At 48.2% G+C, this 15,306-nt stretch carries 17 protein-coding genes; 5 read left to right on the forward strand and 12 right to left on the reverse strand.

Annotation, left to right across the window (positions count from 1 at the left end; genetic code table 11):
- Nucleotides 1–143: 143 nt before the first annotated feature.
- The 5 genes from VIM87_RS27240 to pdhA form a co-directional block, all read right to left on the reverse strand.
- A complete protein-coding gene (locus VIM87_RS27240; RefSeq protein ID WP_332000041.1) occupies nucleotides 144–554 on the reverse strand; it encodes an EVE domain-containing protein in 411 nt (136 codons plus the stop codon).
- A 165-nt stretch (nucleotides 555–719) separates the two neighbouring features.
- Nucleotides 720–1,445 (reverse strand): (Fe-S)-binding protein, encoded by a 726-nt coding sequence (locus tag VIM87_RS27245; RefSeq protein ID WP_332000042.1) that lies wholly within the window; start codon nucleotides 1,443–1,445, stop codon nucleotides 720–722.
- A 99-nt stretch (nucleotides 1,446–1,544) separates the two neighbouring features.
- Nucleotides 1,545–2,042 carry a 6,7-dimethyl-8-ribityllumazine synthase gene (ribH, locus tag VIM87_RS27250; RefSeq protein WP_332000043.1) on the reverse strand — a complete coding sequence of 166 codons (498 nt, stop codon included), beginning with the start codon at nucleotides 2,040–2,042 and terminating at the stop codon, nucleotides 1,545–1,547.
- Between the two features lie 21 nt (nucleotides 2,043–2,063).
- Nucleotides 2,064–2,774 (reverse strand): tetratricopeptide repeat protein, encoded by a 711-nt coding sequence (locus tag VIM87_RS27255; protein ID WP_332000044.1) that lies wholly within the window; start codon nucleotides 2,772–2,774, stop codon nucleotides 2,064–2,066.
- A gap of 133 nt (nucleotides 2,775–2,907) precedes the next feature.
- The gene (pdhA, locus tag VIM87_RS27260) at nucleotides 2,908–3,918 is read right to left on the reverse strand and encodes a pyruvate dehydrogenase (acetyl-transferring) E1 component subunit alpha (RefSeq protein ID WP_332000045.1); all 1,011 of its coding nucleotides are present in this window, start codon (nucleotides 3,916–3,918) and stop codon (nucleotides 2,908–2,910) included.
- 284 nt (nucleotides 3,919–4,202) lie between these two features.
- Here pdhA and recF point away from each other — a divergent pair, with 284 nt between their 5' ends.
- On the forward strand, nucleotides 4,203–5,285 hold the full coding sequence (gene recF / locus VIM87_RS27265; protein WP_332000046.1) for a DNA replication/repair protein RecF: 1,083 nt from the start codon (nucleotides 4,203–4,205) through the stop codon (nucleotides 5,283–5,285).
- Between the two features lie 123 nt (nucleotides 5,286–5,408).
- Here recF and VIM87_RS27270 read toward each other — a convergent pair whose 3' ends face one another.
- Nucleotides 5,409–6,311, reverse strand: a complete 903-nt coding sequence (locus VIM87_RS27270) for an AraC family transcriptional regulator (protein ID WP_332000047.1) — start codon at nucleotides 6,309–6,311, stop codon at nucleotides 5,409–5,411.
- A gap of 118 nt (nucleotides 6,312–6,429) precedes the next feature.
- Between VIM87_RS27270 and VIM87_RS27275 the strand changes: the two genes are divergently transcribed.
- Both VIM87_RS27275 and VIM87_RS27280 read left to right on the forward strand, forming a co-directional pair.
- Nucleotides 6,430–7,467, forward strand: a complete 1,038-nt coding sequence (locus VIM87_RS27275) for a prolyl oligopeptidase family serine peptidase (protein WP_332000048.1) — start codon at nucleotides 6,430–6,432, stop codon at nucleotides 7,465–7,467.
- Between the two features lie 18 nt (nucleotides 7,468–7,485).
- Complete coding sequence (locus VIM87_RS27280) at nucleotides 7,486–7,773, forward strand: DUF721 domain-containing protein (protein ID WP_217606047.1); 288 nt, start codon at nucleotides 7,486–7,488, stop codon at nucleotides 7,771–7,773.
- Nucleotides 7,774–7,963: 190 nt separating this feature from the next.
- Here the strand turns inward: VIM87_RS27280 and VIM87_RS27285 are convergent, their stop codons facing one another.
- The 5 genes from VIM87_RS27285 to VIM87_RS27305 all read right to left on the reverse strand — a co-directional run bounded on the left by VIM87_RS27285 (nucleotide 7,964) and on the right by VIM87_RS27305 (nucleotide 13,081).
- Entirely contained in the window at nucleotides 7,964–8,521 is a 558-nt protein-coding gene (locus VIM87_RS27285; protein WP_332000049.1) for a DUF4252 domain-containing protein, read from the reverse strand.
- Entirely contained in the window at nucleotides 8,518–9,042 is a 525-nt protein-coding gene (locus VIM87_RS27290; protein ID WP_332000050.1) for a DUF4252 domain-containing protein, read from the reverse strand. The genes VIM87_RS27285 and VIM87_RS27290 overlap by 4 nt, the downstream gene beginning before the upstream one ends.
- Nucleotides 9,043–9,225: 183 nt before the next feature.
- Nucleotides 9,226–9,705, reverse strand: coding sequence for a hypothetical protein (locus tag VIM87_RS27295; protein WP_332000051.1), 480 nt, complete (start codon nucleotides 9,703–9,705; stop codon nucleotides 9,226–9,228).
- Nucleotides 9,692–10,210: an RNA polymerase sigma factor gene (locus VIM87_RS27300; RefSeq protein ID WP_332000052.1), complete on the reverse strand. Its 519-nt coding sequence runs from the start codon at nucleotides 10,208–10,210 to the stop codon at nucleotides 9,692–9,694. The genes VIM87_RS27295 and VIM87_RS27300 overlap by 14 nt, the downstream gene beginning before the upstream one ends.
- 414 nt (nucleotides 10,211–10,624) lie before the next feature.
- A complete protein-coding gene (locus VIM87_RS27305) occupies nucleotides 10,625–13,081 on the reverse strand; it encodes an FtsX-like permease family protein (protein WP_332000053.1) in 2,457 nt (818 codons plus the stop codon).
- 318 nt (nucleotides 13,082–13,399) lie between these two features.
- Between VIM87_RS27305 and VIM87_RS27310 the strand changes: the two genes are divergently transcribed.
- Together VIM87_RS27310 and VIM87_RS27315 are read left to right on the forward strand one after the other, a co-directional pair.
- Nucleotides 13,400–14,302 (forward strand): AraC family transcriptional regulator, encoded by a 903-nt coding sequence (locus VIM87_RS27310; protein ID WP_332000054.1) that lies wholly within the window; start codon nucleotides 13,400–13,402, stop codon nucleotides 14,300–14,302.
- 68 nt (nucleotides 14,303–14,370) lie between these two features.
- Entirely contained in the window at nucleotides 14,371–15,057 is a 687-nt protein-coding gene (locus VIM87_RS27315) for a nitroreductase family protein (protein WP_332000055.1), read from the forward strand.
- 102 nt (nucleotides 15,058–15,159) lie between these two features.
- Here VIM87_RS27315 and VIM87_RS27320 read toward each other — a convergent pair whose 3' ends face one another.
- Complete coding sequence (locus VIM87_RS27320) at nucleotides 15,160–15,306, reverse strand: ABC transporter permease subunit (protein ID WP_332000056.1); 147 nt, start codon at nucleotides 15,304–15,306, stop codon at nucleotides 15,160–15,162.

The raw sequence follows: 15,306 nt of genomic DNA on the forward strand, positions 1-15,306 counted from the left end.
GATATGCAGATGTGCAGATGAGGGGAATGTGCTGATATATGTTTGATGATAAAGTAAAAGCCCTGACAGCTTTTTAAACTGTCAGGGCCTTTTATATTCGCTGCATTTCATCTGCACATCTGCATATTTGCACACCTACACATTTACTTCATTTCCGCCATTTCCATAATAACGCTAAATTCATCGTGGGTAACGGCGCTTACGGATAAGCGGCTAAGCTTTACCAGCTGCAGGTTTGCCAGGCGTTTTTCTGCTTTTACCTGCGCCAGGGTAACGGCTTTCTTTAAAGGCTTTACGGGTTTCAGATCCACTACTACCCAGTTGGCATCTGTAGTGGTGGGATCCTGGTAATGTTCTTTCAGCACTTCTGCAATACCTACAATTTCCAGTCCTTCATTGCTGTGATAAAAAAGCACGCGATCACCTTTCTTCATGGCTCTGAGATTGTTGCGGGCGGCGTAATTGCGCACCCCATCCCAAAAAGTTTTGCCATCTTTTACAAACTGGTCCCAGGAATATTTTACAGGTTCTGATTTAACAAGCCAGTAGTTCATTCTATTTGCGATTTACGATTTTAGATCTTAGATTGATTTGTACTCCATTCCGTGTTACTTCAATCTAAGATCAAATCTTTTTGTTAACTGTTTTTATTTACGATCTAAATTCCAGCAATCAACAATCCCTCCGCTCCAATCAAATCTAAAATCGTAAATCTAAGATCAACCCTCCCATCCGCTTGCCAGCACATCTGCAATATGCATGGTTTTAATGGAGAGCCCATGTTTGCGGATATAACCATCCAGGTGCATCAGGCAGGAAAGATCGGTGGAGATCAGGTATTCTGCGCCGCTTTCAATGGCGTTCAGCACTTTCTGCTCGCCCATGCCAATGGAAATGGCTTCAAACTTAACGGAAAAGGTGCCGCCAAAACCGCAGCATACTTCACAGTCGGCCACTTCGCGCAGCTCCAGGCCTTTTACTTTGGAAAGCAGCTGCCGGGGACCTTCCTTAATACCGCACTCGCGCAGCGCGCCGCAGGCATCGTGGTAGGTGGCCACGCCGTTCAGGGTGGCGCCAATATCCGTAACGCCCAGCACCTGGGTAAGGAACTCGGTGAACTCATACATATGTTTGCGCAGCAGCTTTACTTCGTTGTGCGTGGCAGAGTTATCGAACAGCTTACTGTAGTAGTTGCGCACAAAACCGGTGCACGACCCGCTGGGCGCTACTATGTAATCATATACCTGGAAATCTTTCACGAATTTGGTGGCTACGGAGCGGCACTCGTCCCGGTAACCGGCGTTAAAGGCCGGCTGCCCGCAACAGGTTTGATTGGAGTTGTAGCTTACATTACACCCCAGCTTTTCCAGTACTTTCACCATATTAAATCCTGTTTCCGGAAAAAGCTGGTCCACAAAACATGGTATGAAAAGCTGTACGTTCATTGAGTTAGTCTTTTGCTATTTATGACCTGCTTTAGGACAGGTTTTGCACATGCTTTAATGCTGTTCCGGCAATGGGAAATACCCGGGGTAATACTGCCGCTATTTCTGGAGCTGCCGTAACATGGCAATCATCTTTAACGCGGTAATGGCAGCTTCGTCCCCTTTGTGCCCATGTTTGCCGCCCAGGCGTTCCTGCGCCTGTTCCATATTATCTACCGTTAAGATCCCGAATATAACGGGTACGGGTAATTGAACATTCAGCTGCATAATGCCGGAGGTAACGCCATCACATACATAATCGAAGTGAGGGGTTTCTCCGCGGATCACGCATCCAAATGCAATAATAGCGCCAGGTTGAGCGCTGGTGCCCTTGCTGGCCTCCCAGTACTGGCGGCAGGCAAAGGGCAGCTCAAAGGCGCCGGGTACCTGTATCTTTGTTACGCGGGATATATTATACTGTTGTAAAGTGCGCTCACAGCCGGCTACCAGCTCATTGGTAACGCCATCGTTCCATTCAGTATAGATCATAACAACACTGGCATCCTCTAAATGGAGAATGCCAGCATCGTTCAATAATGTCTGATTATTTATTGACATGTAGAATATCTAATTAATCAATTACTCTCTCACTTCTCCAAGCTTGGCCAGGTATTTATCCATTTCGCGGCCTTCGTTGGTTTGGGGATATTTCTCTTTGATCTCTTTGTAAATCGCAATGGCATCCTGCGTTTTACCGGCTTTCTGCAAAGCCAGGCCAGCGCGGAACAGGTATAAAGGAGCGGTGAGCTCATTATCGCTGTAATGACCGGCTTTCTTGTAATAGTCAATGCCATCCTCTGTTTTATTCAGCTCCATATAGGCGTCGCCGGTAAGGCCGTATGCGTATGCCTGTACCAGTTTATCATTGGCGCTGAATGACTGCAGCAGATCAATACCTTTCTGGAACTCGCCCAGTCTTACGTAGCACACACCTGCGCTGTATTTAGCCAGGTTGCCTACTTTGGTACCGCCGTATTTATCAATTACCTGTAAATAACCATAGTTGTTGCCATCACCGTTCAGGGCCAGCTTAAAAGAATCGGCAGCAAAGTACTGCTGCGCGTGGAACACCATTTCCTGTGCTTTCTTTTCGTTGGGGGCTTTAATAAAACGGTTGTAGGCAAAGAAACCGCCTACGATCACGATCACTGCTACTATTGCAATGTTAATGACGTTCTTGTTCTTGTAATAAAAATCCTCTGCCTTGTGCATGGAGTCCTGCAGGTCAAAATCCTGCTTAGATGTTGTAGTGTCTGGTGTAGCGGCTTTATGCTTTGTTTCTGCTGCCATTTTTTTTGTTTGTTATCAGTTTTTACTCATAGGTGCGAGTAATAGTGGTGAGTGACGAATGGTTAGCTGTTAGCGTACGCGGATAAGCTTCCGCAAAAATACTAACAACTAACCATCTGTACCAAATCACTTATTAGTCTACTATAAAAGGATAATCTTGCTGCATGTAAACATCCTTCAGCAGTTCATCATCGGAAGGCCAGGGTGATTCTTCAGCGAACTTCACACATTCTTCTACTTCGTTCTTCACCTTCTCGTTGATGGCTTCAATTTCTGCGTCGGTTGCCCACTTGTTCTTCTGGATCGTTTTCAACACTACGTTGATAGGATCTTTCTCTTTATATTCTTCTACTTCTTCTTTGGTACGGTATTTAGCCGGGTCGCTCATGGAGTGGCCGCGGTAACGGTAAGTTTTGATCTCTACCAGGGTAGGACCATTGCCTTCGCGGGCGCGTTTTACTGCGCGGTCCAGGCCTTCGTGTACGGCTTCGCAGCTCATACCGTCGATGGTATCGCTGGGCATTTCATATGCTTCGGCCAGTTTATAGATGTCCAGTACATTAGAGGTACGTTCTACAGAAGTACCCATGGCGTACATGTTGTTCTCGCAAATAAAGATCACCGGCAGTTTCCACAGCATGGCCATGTTAAAGGTTTCATGCAGGATACCCTGACGGGCGGCGCCATCGCCAAAGAAACAAAGCACTACGTTATCGGTACCCTGGTATTGCTCTGCAAAAGCCAGTCCTGCGCCGGTTCCTATTTGTGCGCCTACGATACCGTGGCCGCCGAAGAAACCTTTTTCCTTGGAGAAGAAGTGCATGCTGCCTCCCTTACCTTTGGAGCAGCCGGTTGCTTTACCATACAGCTCTGCCATACAGGCATCTGCAGTAATGCCTTTGGCAATTGCCAGGGCGTGGTCACGGTAAGCAGTGATGAATTTATCAGAGGGTTTGGTAGCAGTCATTGCGCCTGCGGCAATTGCTTCCTGTCCGATGTACAGGTGGCAGAAACCACGGATCTTCTGCATACCATATAACTGTCCTGCTTTCTCTTCAAAGCGGCGCAGTAAGAGCATCAGCTCATACCAATACAAGTACGTTTCTTTCGTAAACTTCGTCTTCGCTTCTGTTTTAGTAGCCACTGTTTCTAAATTTGTCCGCAAATATAACAGGAAAATCCTAAAAACTAAATAACTGTGACAATTACCTGTAAATTTGTCGTTTACGAATTAGAAAATAGAGCCGAAAGCGCAAAGCGGAAAGCAGAAAGCTTAATGCAGCGCACGGTATAAGCCGAAAGCGCAAAGCAGAAAGCAAAAAGCTTTAATGCAGCGTTTTTAGGTCCCGAAGCCACTGCCAACATGAGGTATGGCCCGGCTTTATGCTTTCTGCTTTGCGCTTTCTGCTTTCCCCTTATCTTTGCCGCTTGCTTACCATCAAAAACATATCGCTTACCCAGTTCAAGAACTATGCGCACACGGCTTATGCCTTTGAGCAACGCATTGTAGGTATTACCGGCCGTAATGGCAGCGGCAAAACCAACCTGCTGGACGCCATTTATTACCTGTGCTTTACCAAAAGCTACTTTAGCAGCAACGAGGGGCAAAATACGCAGTACCAGACCAACGGCTTCCGGCTGGATGGGCAGCTGGAACGCAACGGGCAGGCCCACCGCATTATATGCACCCTGAAAGACGGTAAAAAAGATATTACCCTGGATGAGGAAAGCTACGACCGCTTTTCCAGGCACATAGGCCAGTTCCCCGCCGTAATGATCGCACCGGATGATGCAGAGATCATCCTGGGCGGCAGCGAAGAGCGCCGTAAATGGCTGGATAGCCTGCTTTCCCAGCTATATCCCAATTACCTCGAACACCTGATCACCTATAATAAGATACTGCAGCAGCGCAACAGCCTGTTAAAGACCATTGCCACCCAAAACCGCAACCAGGACGCCCTGCTGGACATTTTTGACGCACAGCTGGTGCAGCACGGCGTGCCGGTGTTTGAAATGCGCCGGGCCTTTTTGCCCGCCTTTATACAACAGGTACAACAATTATATGATTACCTGGCCGGTAAGCACGAGGTTGTGAGCATCCAGTACCAGTGTAACCTGCTGGAACAGCCGCTGGATAAGCTGCTGGCTGCCAACCGCCATAAAGACCTGCTGCTGCAGCGCACCAGCGGGGGCATTCACCGCGACGACCTGGTATTTCTGCTGGACGAGCATGCCATGAAGGCCAGCGCCTCCCAGGGACAACGCAAAAGCTTTTTGTTTGCCCTGAAGCTGGCCCAGTACGAGGTGATCAAACAGCAAAAACAGTTCCCTCCCCTGCTGCTGCTGGATGATGTATTTGAAAAGCTGGACCAGGAGCGGGTTACGCGCCTTATTCAGCTGGTGAGCAGCCCGGAGTACGGGCAGGTGTTTATTACCGATACGCATGCTGCGCGTTTGCAGGAGGCATTTGCCGGGCAGGCAGGGTTTCAATTGATCGAGATCGGCAAATAATTAATAATGAATAATTAAGAATTAATAATCGTATTGTAAGCGCTCACTGATCATGATGTTTTGCGGCATAGCAGTTTATAATTACGTATGAAGTACGATTTTGATCGTTCTACATCTTATTAATTATTCATTATTAATTATTAATTCCTGAATGGGCAAATGTATTTCGGTGAGCAGCTCCGCAGGCGGTGTATTTTTCCGGCTATTCAGGTATACTTCAAAGGGCGGCACATCCCGCAGCTGCATATTACTGTAAGGCAGCCAGGTTCTGTAGGCCTGGCTCCAGGTTTGCCATAAGGTATCATACGGGCCTTTGTGTAAGAACACTGCCCATTTTCCGGCGTTTATCAGGCACCTTTCCATGGGTTTTACAGGTACATGCTCCAACGCTTCCGGCAGCACTATGCAGGCATCAAAACGCCATTGGGCTGTATCCAGCAGCTCCATATCACGCAGCACCCCTAAGCGCATTTTTACATGGCCGGTAAGCCCGTGCTGGTTTAAATAATCGTACAAAAGATCAAAAGTAGCGCCGGCATTAAAGAACTCATTTTCCACTCCCTTTTTGCTCACATATAATAAAGGCAGGTTTGGCAGCTCGCGTATGGCTGCCTGCAGCATACCTGCCGGGCGCCTGGTTTTAGCAGGCCCGGGGGGATAGTGCAGCTTTTCCCTGCCTGGCCGGCGTGCGGGCAGCATGCCAAATGCTTTCCTGAACACTTTTATGAAGGCCGATGTGGTCTGATAGCCCACTGCGGCGCCGGCATCGGCTACGCTGCAGCCATCCTCCAGCAGCTTAGCTGCTTTTGCCATGCGGATGCGGGTAATGTACTCCCCTACCGTTTCACCGGTGAAGGCGGAAAAGATGCGGTGAAAATGAAAAGGTGAAAAATGCGCCTGGGCGGCGATAGCTGCAATGCACAGCTGCTGACCGGAATGTGCACGCATATAACGCATGGCCTGGTTAATGCGGTTCCGGTAATCCATAGTGGTATCCGGGCGGTTGCTGCTTCCGGGATCTTTCATACTGCCAAGATAGGAAAACCATGCTTTGCAATAATGCGATCTTGCTAACTTCTGCTACGCACATGCGTGGAATGCATTTGCTATTTAATTTTAAGCGCCATTCTAAATATCTATAAAGATGAAAATACTCCTGACCGCTTTATTATTAGCCGGTGCTGCCAGCGCGCAAACCAGCGCGCCTATACCCAAAGAAAAATTTATACCGCAGCCCACCGGGGTTAGCCAGCGGGAATTTGCAGACAGTTCCCGCAGCAACTGGCTGGGCAACGGTCCGCGGCCTATACGCTGTATTGCCTGGTACCCATCCGGCGCCGGCGGACAGACAGAGATCATACAGGATTCCATACAGTTCCCGGCACCCGTTACCGCCATGCGGGATGCCGGCCTGTCTGCCCGCAAAAAGAAGTACCCGCTTATTCTCATTTCGCACGGCGCGCAGGGCCATGCATTACATATGCGGTGGCTGGGTTATTACCTGGCTTCCAGGGGATACATTACTGTAGCGGTAGATCATAATGGTACGGATGCGGAAGAACGGAAAACCGCGCTGCTTACCCTCTCTGATTTTTGCATGTGGGTGAGGCCGAAAGACTTATCCTTTGTATTGGATAAATTACTACAGGATCCCTTGTTTGCCGGCCGTATTGATACCAGCCGTATAGGCGTGGCCGGTCTTTCCCTGGGCGGCGCTACCGCTATATGGATAGCAGGCGCACGTTTGGACCGGCAGCACCTGGCGGCCAATGCGCCTCCGCCACCGGGCAGCCTTAAAGCAGATGTTGACCGCCTGATCGCTTTATCTGAAACAGATCCGGTGATGAAAAGCATGATGCCGCATTCTGCAGATGATTACCACGACAAACGCATTAAAGCAGTATTTGCATTGGCGCCTGCTATTGGAGAGGGATTCACGAAAAAAGGTTTACAGAATGTTCAGGTGCCGGTGCAGATAGTAGTGGGTGATGAAGATGTTATTACGCCTAAGGAAACCAATGCAGCACACTATGCGGCCAACATTTCCACGGCGCGCAGGCTTATTGTATTACCGGGTGAGCGCGGGCATTACACGCATCCCACAAACGGTACCTCACGTGCGGTAGAATTGCAGGAAGTAAGCCAGCTGGCATATGATTTTTTTGCGGAGGTATTGAAATAACTACGTTACCTTTGATGCATGCGTCATGGTATTAGCTCAATAGGAGATGCCCTCCGGGAATATATGAATAAAAGCCGCCTGAAACCGCGGATGATGGAGGTGCGTATACAGGAAAACTGGGAACAGCTGATGGGTAAAACTATTGCCCGCTATACACAAAATATACAGCTGATTGACGCTAAGCTGATCATAACCACCAATGTAGCCCCGCTTAAACAGGAGCTTAACTACGCTAAAGAAAAGATCATTAAACTGGTGAACGAGATGCTGGGGGAACCCGTTGTACGGGAGGTGATTATTAATTAATAATGAATAATTAAGAATTAATAATCGTAGGGCATGTTGTTCAAGTAATTACCGGTTCATCATCCTGCAAAAAAATTGCTGCTTATTTCCTTTTTGAATAAAAAAGAATGAATAATTGATAACCAGCTGGTAGTTGAAGAACTGCCTTCGTGATTATTAATTATTCATTCTTCATTATTAATTAAACCGGTTACAGGCTTTGCGTGCTATCAGCTGCCGGCGCAGCAGCTACCGGTTTGGATGCCATCTTTTTGTCAATAAGGCTTTGGATATCGCTCATTTTCAAACGGGTGTGCAGGTGCACCATTACCAGGTCCTCCTCATCCTTTATCAGCACTACCAGGTTGCCCAGCTCATCCCCTTTCCCTTTGTTCATCATGTACACGTGGCTGTCTTCATTCCTTACTTCCAGCAGCGGCTCCAGGCCTGAGCGCTGTACCAGCGTATTCCTCAGCTTTTGTATATCGGCAGAGGCAATGCTTTCATGATCATCTGCCGTAATGGTATATATTTTCAGCTTGCCTACTTTTTTCAGCATACGTTTTATCACGTACACATCTTCATCATCTATTAACCGGGCGGGTATTAATCCGCGGCCGATCTTTATCAGGAAGCCCAGGCCTATGCGGTGGGTTTCTGCGCGGTCGTAATACTCACGCTGGAAACGTTTCAGATATTTCTGCTGGCTGAAAGCCGGACCGGCAGCGCATGCCAGGCCAATAAAGAGGAAGAGGGCGCGTACTTTCATTTCTTTAATTTTTTGAGGTTTTCCATTCCGTGAATGTTCATGTTGCCGGCTATCTGTGATATTTCGTTCAGGTCAATATCGCCCACCAGGCTCATAGCCACAAATTCATCATTGCTGCCTACGAGCATGATCAGCTCTGCAATATTGCCTTTGGCATTTTCCTTTACCATGAATTTCAGGTCAGTATTATCATCGCGTACGGTCATCAGCTCTTCCATATCTTTGGTAAGAAAAGCCGCGGCTTCGCGGTACAGCCGGGGACCTTCCTTCGTGTCTTCTTTAGCCAGGATGCGCAGGCCCCTGAGCTTTTTTATAACCTGCATAAACTGCTGGCCTTCGCCGGTATTAATATCCAGCTTACTGAACATGCTGAACATTTTTGGCGTTACGCTTACCAATGTAAAGCTGCGGTCCTCTTCATATTTCTGGAAGAAACGGTCTATAGCGCTTCCCTGGCCCTGGGCAGATAACCGTAGCCCGGCAATGACCAGCAGGAGTATAAGTATGATTTGCTTTTTCATGATCTTAGTTTTTTGTTTTAGAACGGCGGAGAATTTTTAATTACGAATTATTCAATTACGAATTACGAATGTGATTGTGTTTTGTTGGTGATGTTTTGTTAATAATAGTTTCTACTGCTTTGAATAAATATTGTTTAGCGCTAAACATGTAGTTGCCAATTCGTAATTGAATAATTCGTAATTCTAATCTTTGATTTTTTGTGTAGCATCGTTAAAGTAAGACAGCTTCTCCATTTGCTCCGTACCCTTATTCAGGTTACGGGACAGGATCTGCAGGGCTTTCTGCGTTTCCGCATATGCCTTTTCCGGATCGTCGAATGTATCCTGCTGCGTCCAGTCGGCAGCTATCAGCTCATGCTGTTTTTGCCGGAACTGCTGCACGCTGTAACCCACGCCGGCCATAATAAGCAGTACGGCGGCATATTTCATCCAGTGCTGCCAGGGCTTGCTTTTACGCAGGGGCACTATTCTGGCCGCCGGTTGCGGTATTTCCTTCTCCTGTTCCAGCCGAAAGTACTGGAACATGGGTGCGGCTTCCCGCAGGTCTTCCGGTAAGGCCTGTGTGTGCGTTACAAAAAAATGGCGGAGCATCTGTTCCTCTTCCAAAGAAGATTCCCCCTCCCAATATTTCTCCAGCAGCGCTCTTATTTTATTGTAATCCATATACCTGAATATTTTGCAATTGTTCCCGTACGGCTTTCCTGGCACGGTGCAGGTTTGTTTTCACTTCATTCATTGTCAGCTCCAGAATGTCGGCAATTTCCTGGTAGGAAAATCCGTCAATGTCACGCAGTTGAATAATGGTCCGGTATTTTTCCGGCAGGGCGTGTATGATCCGGTGCACGCGGTCCATCACATCCTGCTGTTCGGCAGCCAGGTGCGGGCTAGGCTGAAGGGAGGCTTGCATTGCTTCTGCTTTGTCCAGCAATTCCGTATTCCGGTATTTTTTGGACTTCAGCCGGTCCAGGGCCAGGTTGCGCACTATGCGCATGCACCAGGCTTCCAGGTTTTGCAGCTCCGCCATCCTGCCCTGCTGGTTCCATACCCTGAGCATCGCATCCTGGGTAATGTCCTGGGCATCCTGCTCATTATTCAGCAGGCGGTAAGCAAAGCGGTACAGCTTTGGCCTTATGGGCATTACCTGGGAATGAAACAGCTCTAATGACATATCAACGTTATGGCGTTTTCTCGATGTTATAACAGGAAGACGACCGGTAAAAAGGTTTGTTACAAAAAGTACAAAAAAAAATTCCCGCTCACCAATTGATGAACGGGAAACTTCAACCATAGTTATAATCGGGGGAGACTATACATATTAAAAACCTGCGCTTCCGGATGCTTTTTGCCTGATTTACAGGATGCTACCGGGCTGGTAGTGAAATTTATGCTTATGCTGCCGGTAATCAATATAATGGCGAATACCGTGTTAAAAGATAATGGTTTATTTTGAGTAAATGCGGATTACTCTAAGATAAGGGAAACAAAGTAGATGTGCAAATGTGCAGATATGCAGATTTGCAGATGATTACCCTGCGAGGCTTGTCATTTGCACATTTGCACATTTGCATATCCGCACATCGGATCATTCCGCCTTCAGGCTCTTAACCGGGTTGGCCAGGGCTGCCTTTACGGCTTTATACCCTACTGCCGCCCAGGCAATGCCGATGGATAACAGCACGGCCAGCACAAAAATACCCCAGCCCATACTGGTATGGTAGTGGAAACCCGCCAGCCATTCCTGCATAAAATAATATCCCAGGGGGGCGGCTATTATAAAGGCAATGCCTATTAATAAAGTGAACTCCCTGGAGAACAGGTACACAATATGCTGCACAGATGCGCCCAACACCTTGCGGATGCCCACCTCCTTGGTTTTTTGCACGGCCATAAAAGATACCAGCCCGTATAAGCCAAGGCAGGAAATGAAAATGGCCAGGAAGGCAAATACTTTGAACAGCTGCGCCGTCATAGCCTCTGCCGTATAGAACCGCCCGATCTGGTCGTCAAAGAAAACAGTGTCGTAGATGTAAGTGGGATAGATCTCTGTAAAGGTCTTTTGCACCTGCTTTAAAGTAGCGGTCATTTTCTCACCAGGCTGTAAACGCAGCGCCAGTGTGCCATAATTATCATAACCGGAAGTGAGCACGGTGGGCTGAATGGGATCGCGTAAGGAGCTGTTGTTGAAGTCGCGCAGCACGCCTACTACCGGGTACCGCGGGCTGTTGTCCCTGAACCCAATAAGTTTTCCCAGGATCTCTTCCGGTGATTTTAATCCCAGCTTTTTCACCAGGGTCTCATTCACCAGCAGCTCCCGCGCAGTGTCGCTGGCATAAGGCAGGCGGCCGGCCACCATACTCATTTTAAAGGTGTTCAGGTAACCGGTATCTGCAAACAGCCGTTTTATGCTATAGGGTTGTTTTTCAGCATCATTATTAAAAAATACGTCTGTAAAATACCCGTAAAGGGATGAGGGAGCATTGCTGCACAGTGCTGCCGATGTTACGCCCGGCAATTCCAGCATACGTGTTTTCAGGTAAGGGTATTTGGTTTTTAAGGCACTGTCGCTGGGCAGGTCTACCAGCAAAATGGCCTCTTTCTGAAAACCCATGGACTGCTTGCGGAAATACTGCATCTGTTTCACTACCACCAGGGTGCCTATAACCAGCAGCTGCGCAATAATGAACTGGAATACTACCAGCCCGCGGCGCAGGGATATACCGCCTACGGTACGGGCGCTGATCTTGTTTTTAATAGCTGCCACAGGACTGAAGCCGGACAGCACCATGGCCGGGTAAAAACCCGCCAGCAGCGTTACCAGCAAGCCGGTTGTTATTAAGAACAACAGAATGGAAGGCGCCTGTAGCAGGTCCATGGTCAATGTTTTGCCCATCAGCTGGTTTAGCTTGGGTATAAACAGCAGGGCCAGTATAATGCCGCATATCAGCGCCAGGAAAGTAATAAGGGCTGTTTCGTTCAGGAACTGTTTTAACAATTGCAGGCGGTTGCTGCCCAATACTTTACGCACGCCGATTTCCTTAGCGCGGGTAACGGCCTGCGCGGTGGACAGGTTAATGAAATTAATGCAGGCCACCAGCAGTAAAAAAGTGCCAATGAGGGCCAGCGCCCATAGCTCTTTGGTAGAAAGGCTATTGCCCTTAATGGTACCAAAACGTTTATCCAGGTGCATTTCCCGCATCGGCTGAAAAGTAAGCCTGGTGGTGTTAAAGGTATGGCCATCATCCTCCTTGAAATTATTCTTTACAAAAGCCGGCAGCTGCGCCTGTAAGCGTTTTATGTTCTCATTTTTGGGCAGCAGCACAAAACATTGGGAACCACCGGAAAGGGAGCGCCAGTCGTCCATAGCCTCTGCCTGCTGCTGCGGAGTACCGATCAGCTTCATACGGGTAGGGTCTGAAATGCCCATGCGCAGCGGTATATCCGTATGCTCCGTGAGGTTCTTAAACACCCCTGTAACGCGCAGGGGTATACGATAAGACCATAGCTGTATGGTTTTGCCCATAGCATTGTGGTTGCTTCCAAAATAAGCCCTGGCCATCTTCTCCTCCAGCACCACGGTGTTGGGCTCTTTCAGGCCGGCGGCATTCCCTTCCAGCCAGGTAAAATCCAGTATATCAAACAGGGAGGGGTCTGTAAAAAACAGTCCGCCGGGTTCTTTAAACTTCTTTTCATCAGACAGGTCTTTGCCTGGCACATAGATCTGCGCGCCGCCAATTTCCCATATAGTGGCTATTTTTTCCAGTGTGGGAAAAGTTCTTTGCAGGCCGCTTTTCAGGGGTAAAACCACCATACTATGCGTCCAGGCTACTTCCCCGTTGCTGCGGTTAATGCTGGATGTTACCACCCGGTATATGCGATCGCGTTTTGTCTGGTAATCATCGTAGGTCATTTCATGCCGGATCACCAGGAAAATGAGCAAACCTGCGCCAATGCCTACTGCCAGGCCCAGGATATTGATCAGGGAAAAAGAACGCTTTCTCCATAATGCGCGGAAAGAGAGCTTGATGCTGGTATTGATCATAACAGTGAGATTGGCTACTGCCGTACAAAAAGCAGGTCAAAAATATACCCCTTTAATTTTCAATGATATACGTACCAGGGAGTGTGTGGTGTTGTCCGGTTACGGAACAGGGAGTGTGCGAATATGAACACTAAAAAGGCGGGCCCGCTCTTAGTTGAAGAACGGCCCCGCCTGCGTTCATAACATGCTGGTACCGGCAAGCCATACCATTCTTTTGTGTGCTGTTATTGTGTTAAACGTGAACCAGAAGTGGCATCCAAAGTATGCAATCCAAATTTAGGGTAATCAGCCCCTTACTTTTAAATACTTTTTTATCCTATGTTTGTACTCATCGGATCAAACATACCCGTTATGGCAAGGGATGCGCAAAAGATACCTTCTTACCCGCTGGAGCAGCAGCCTGCCGCACAATTCAATATTCGCCGGGTATTGCGCACCGGTTATGATGAAAGAAAATGGGTGGCCAGCCCGCACCGTCACAACTTTTACTTCATGGCCCTTGTACAGCAGGGGCACGGCAAACACCTTGTAGATTTTAAGGAATACATACTTGCACCCAATACGCTGAACATTATAAGCCCTTACCAGGTGCATCATGTACATGAGCAGCCGGATACCGATCAAACCGTAAAGGGCATTGTGCTTGCCTTTACCAAAGATTTTGCGCTGCCCCATCCCCTGCTGGATAATATTGAATGGATGGATGGCCAGCTACGGCTGGACGAAACCGAATTACAGCTGCTGCTAAACCTTTGCGGGCAAATGCTGGCGGAGTTTGAAGCAGCGCAGCCTATGGGCGACCGCATTATTAAAAACTACCTGGATATTTTCTTCTCGCACATTAACCGTATGATGCAAAGCAGGGAAACCACGCGGCAGCTCTCCAACGATGCCCGCATCGTGAAAACGCTGCAGCAGCTCATACACCAGCATTTCCGGGAGCAAAAGTCTGCCGGGGAATATGCGGCGCTATTGAACCTGTCATCCGGTTACCTGAGCGAAATTGTGAAAAAGCAAACCGGCAAAAGCCCTTCCCAGCTCATTGCCGACCGGGTAATACTGGAAGCAAAACGCCTGCTGGTGCATACTACAGACAGTGTAAAAGAAATTGCCTACCTGCTGAACTTCAATGAAGCCACCTACTTTTACCGCTTTTTCAAGAAATATACCGGGCAAACGCCCGAACACTTCCGCGAGGAGATCCGAAAAAAGTATAGCTAAACCCGTGTATTGTATGCAAACAGGGGCTGCCCCGCGGCGGATCTTTGCAGTAACAATTATGACTGCATATGAATAACGTGATCACAACCACACATGATGTACATCCGCTGCTGCTGAACCGCTGGAGCCCTAGATCTTTCCGGGATACCCCGGTAGGTACCGCTACTTTAGACCGCCTTTTTGAGGCGGCCCGCCTGGCCCCCTCCTGCTTTAATGAGCAGCCCTGGCATTTTATAGTGGCCACCAGGGCTAATGCATCCCTGTATGAAAAGATCTTACACTGCTTTACAGAAGATAACCAGGCCTGGGCACAAACCGCACCGGTACTGATGATAGCTGTAACTAAGCTGTACTTTCAACATAACGGCGCGCCCAATGTATTTGCCTGGCATGATATGGGGCTGGCTGTAGCCAACCTTACCTTCCAGGCGGTGTTTGAAGGATTGCAGGTTTGTGAAGCCGCCGGTATTGACCATGAAAAAGTGTATGATGATCTTGCCATTCCCGAAGGCTACCAGCCCTGTGTGGGCATTGCGCTGGGGTATGCCGGTAACGGGGATAACCTTTCTCCTGTATTACAACAAAAGCATAACCGGGAAAGAACCCGTAAACCGTTGAGCAGCTTTGTGCATTATGGTGAACCGGAGCTTCAAATGGGATTGAATGAGCAGCAGAAGCAGGTATATGAGATGCTGAAAGGAAAGTTTGAGTTTGGGGACCTGCGGCCGGTGTTTGCATTGGTACGGGCAAGATAACTAATATGCGGATGTGCAAATATGCAGATGGATTGAAGTGTATTGAATTTATCGAATGCATTAATCATCTGCATCTTTGCATATCTGCAGATATGCACATTGTTAAAGCTTAATCCGGGGGTCTACAATGCTGTACAGCACATCTGCCAGCAGGCTAATGATCACAAAAATGCCGGCGGTGAATAACACGGATCCCATGAGCACGGGAAAGTCAAACTTCTCCAATGCATCTACCGTTACTTTGCCGAT

The organism is Chitinophaga sp., assembly GCF_036569125.1.
GTDB lineage: Bacteria > Bacteroidota > Bacteroidia > Chitinophagales > Chitinophagaceae > Chitinophaga.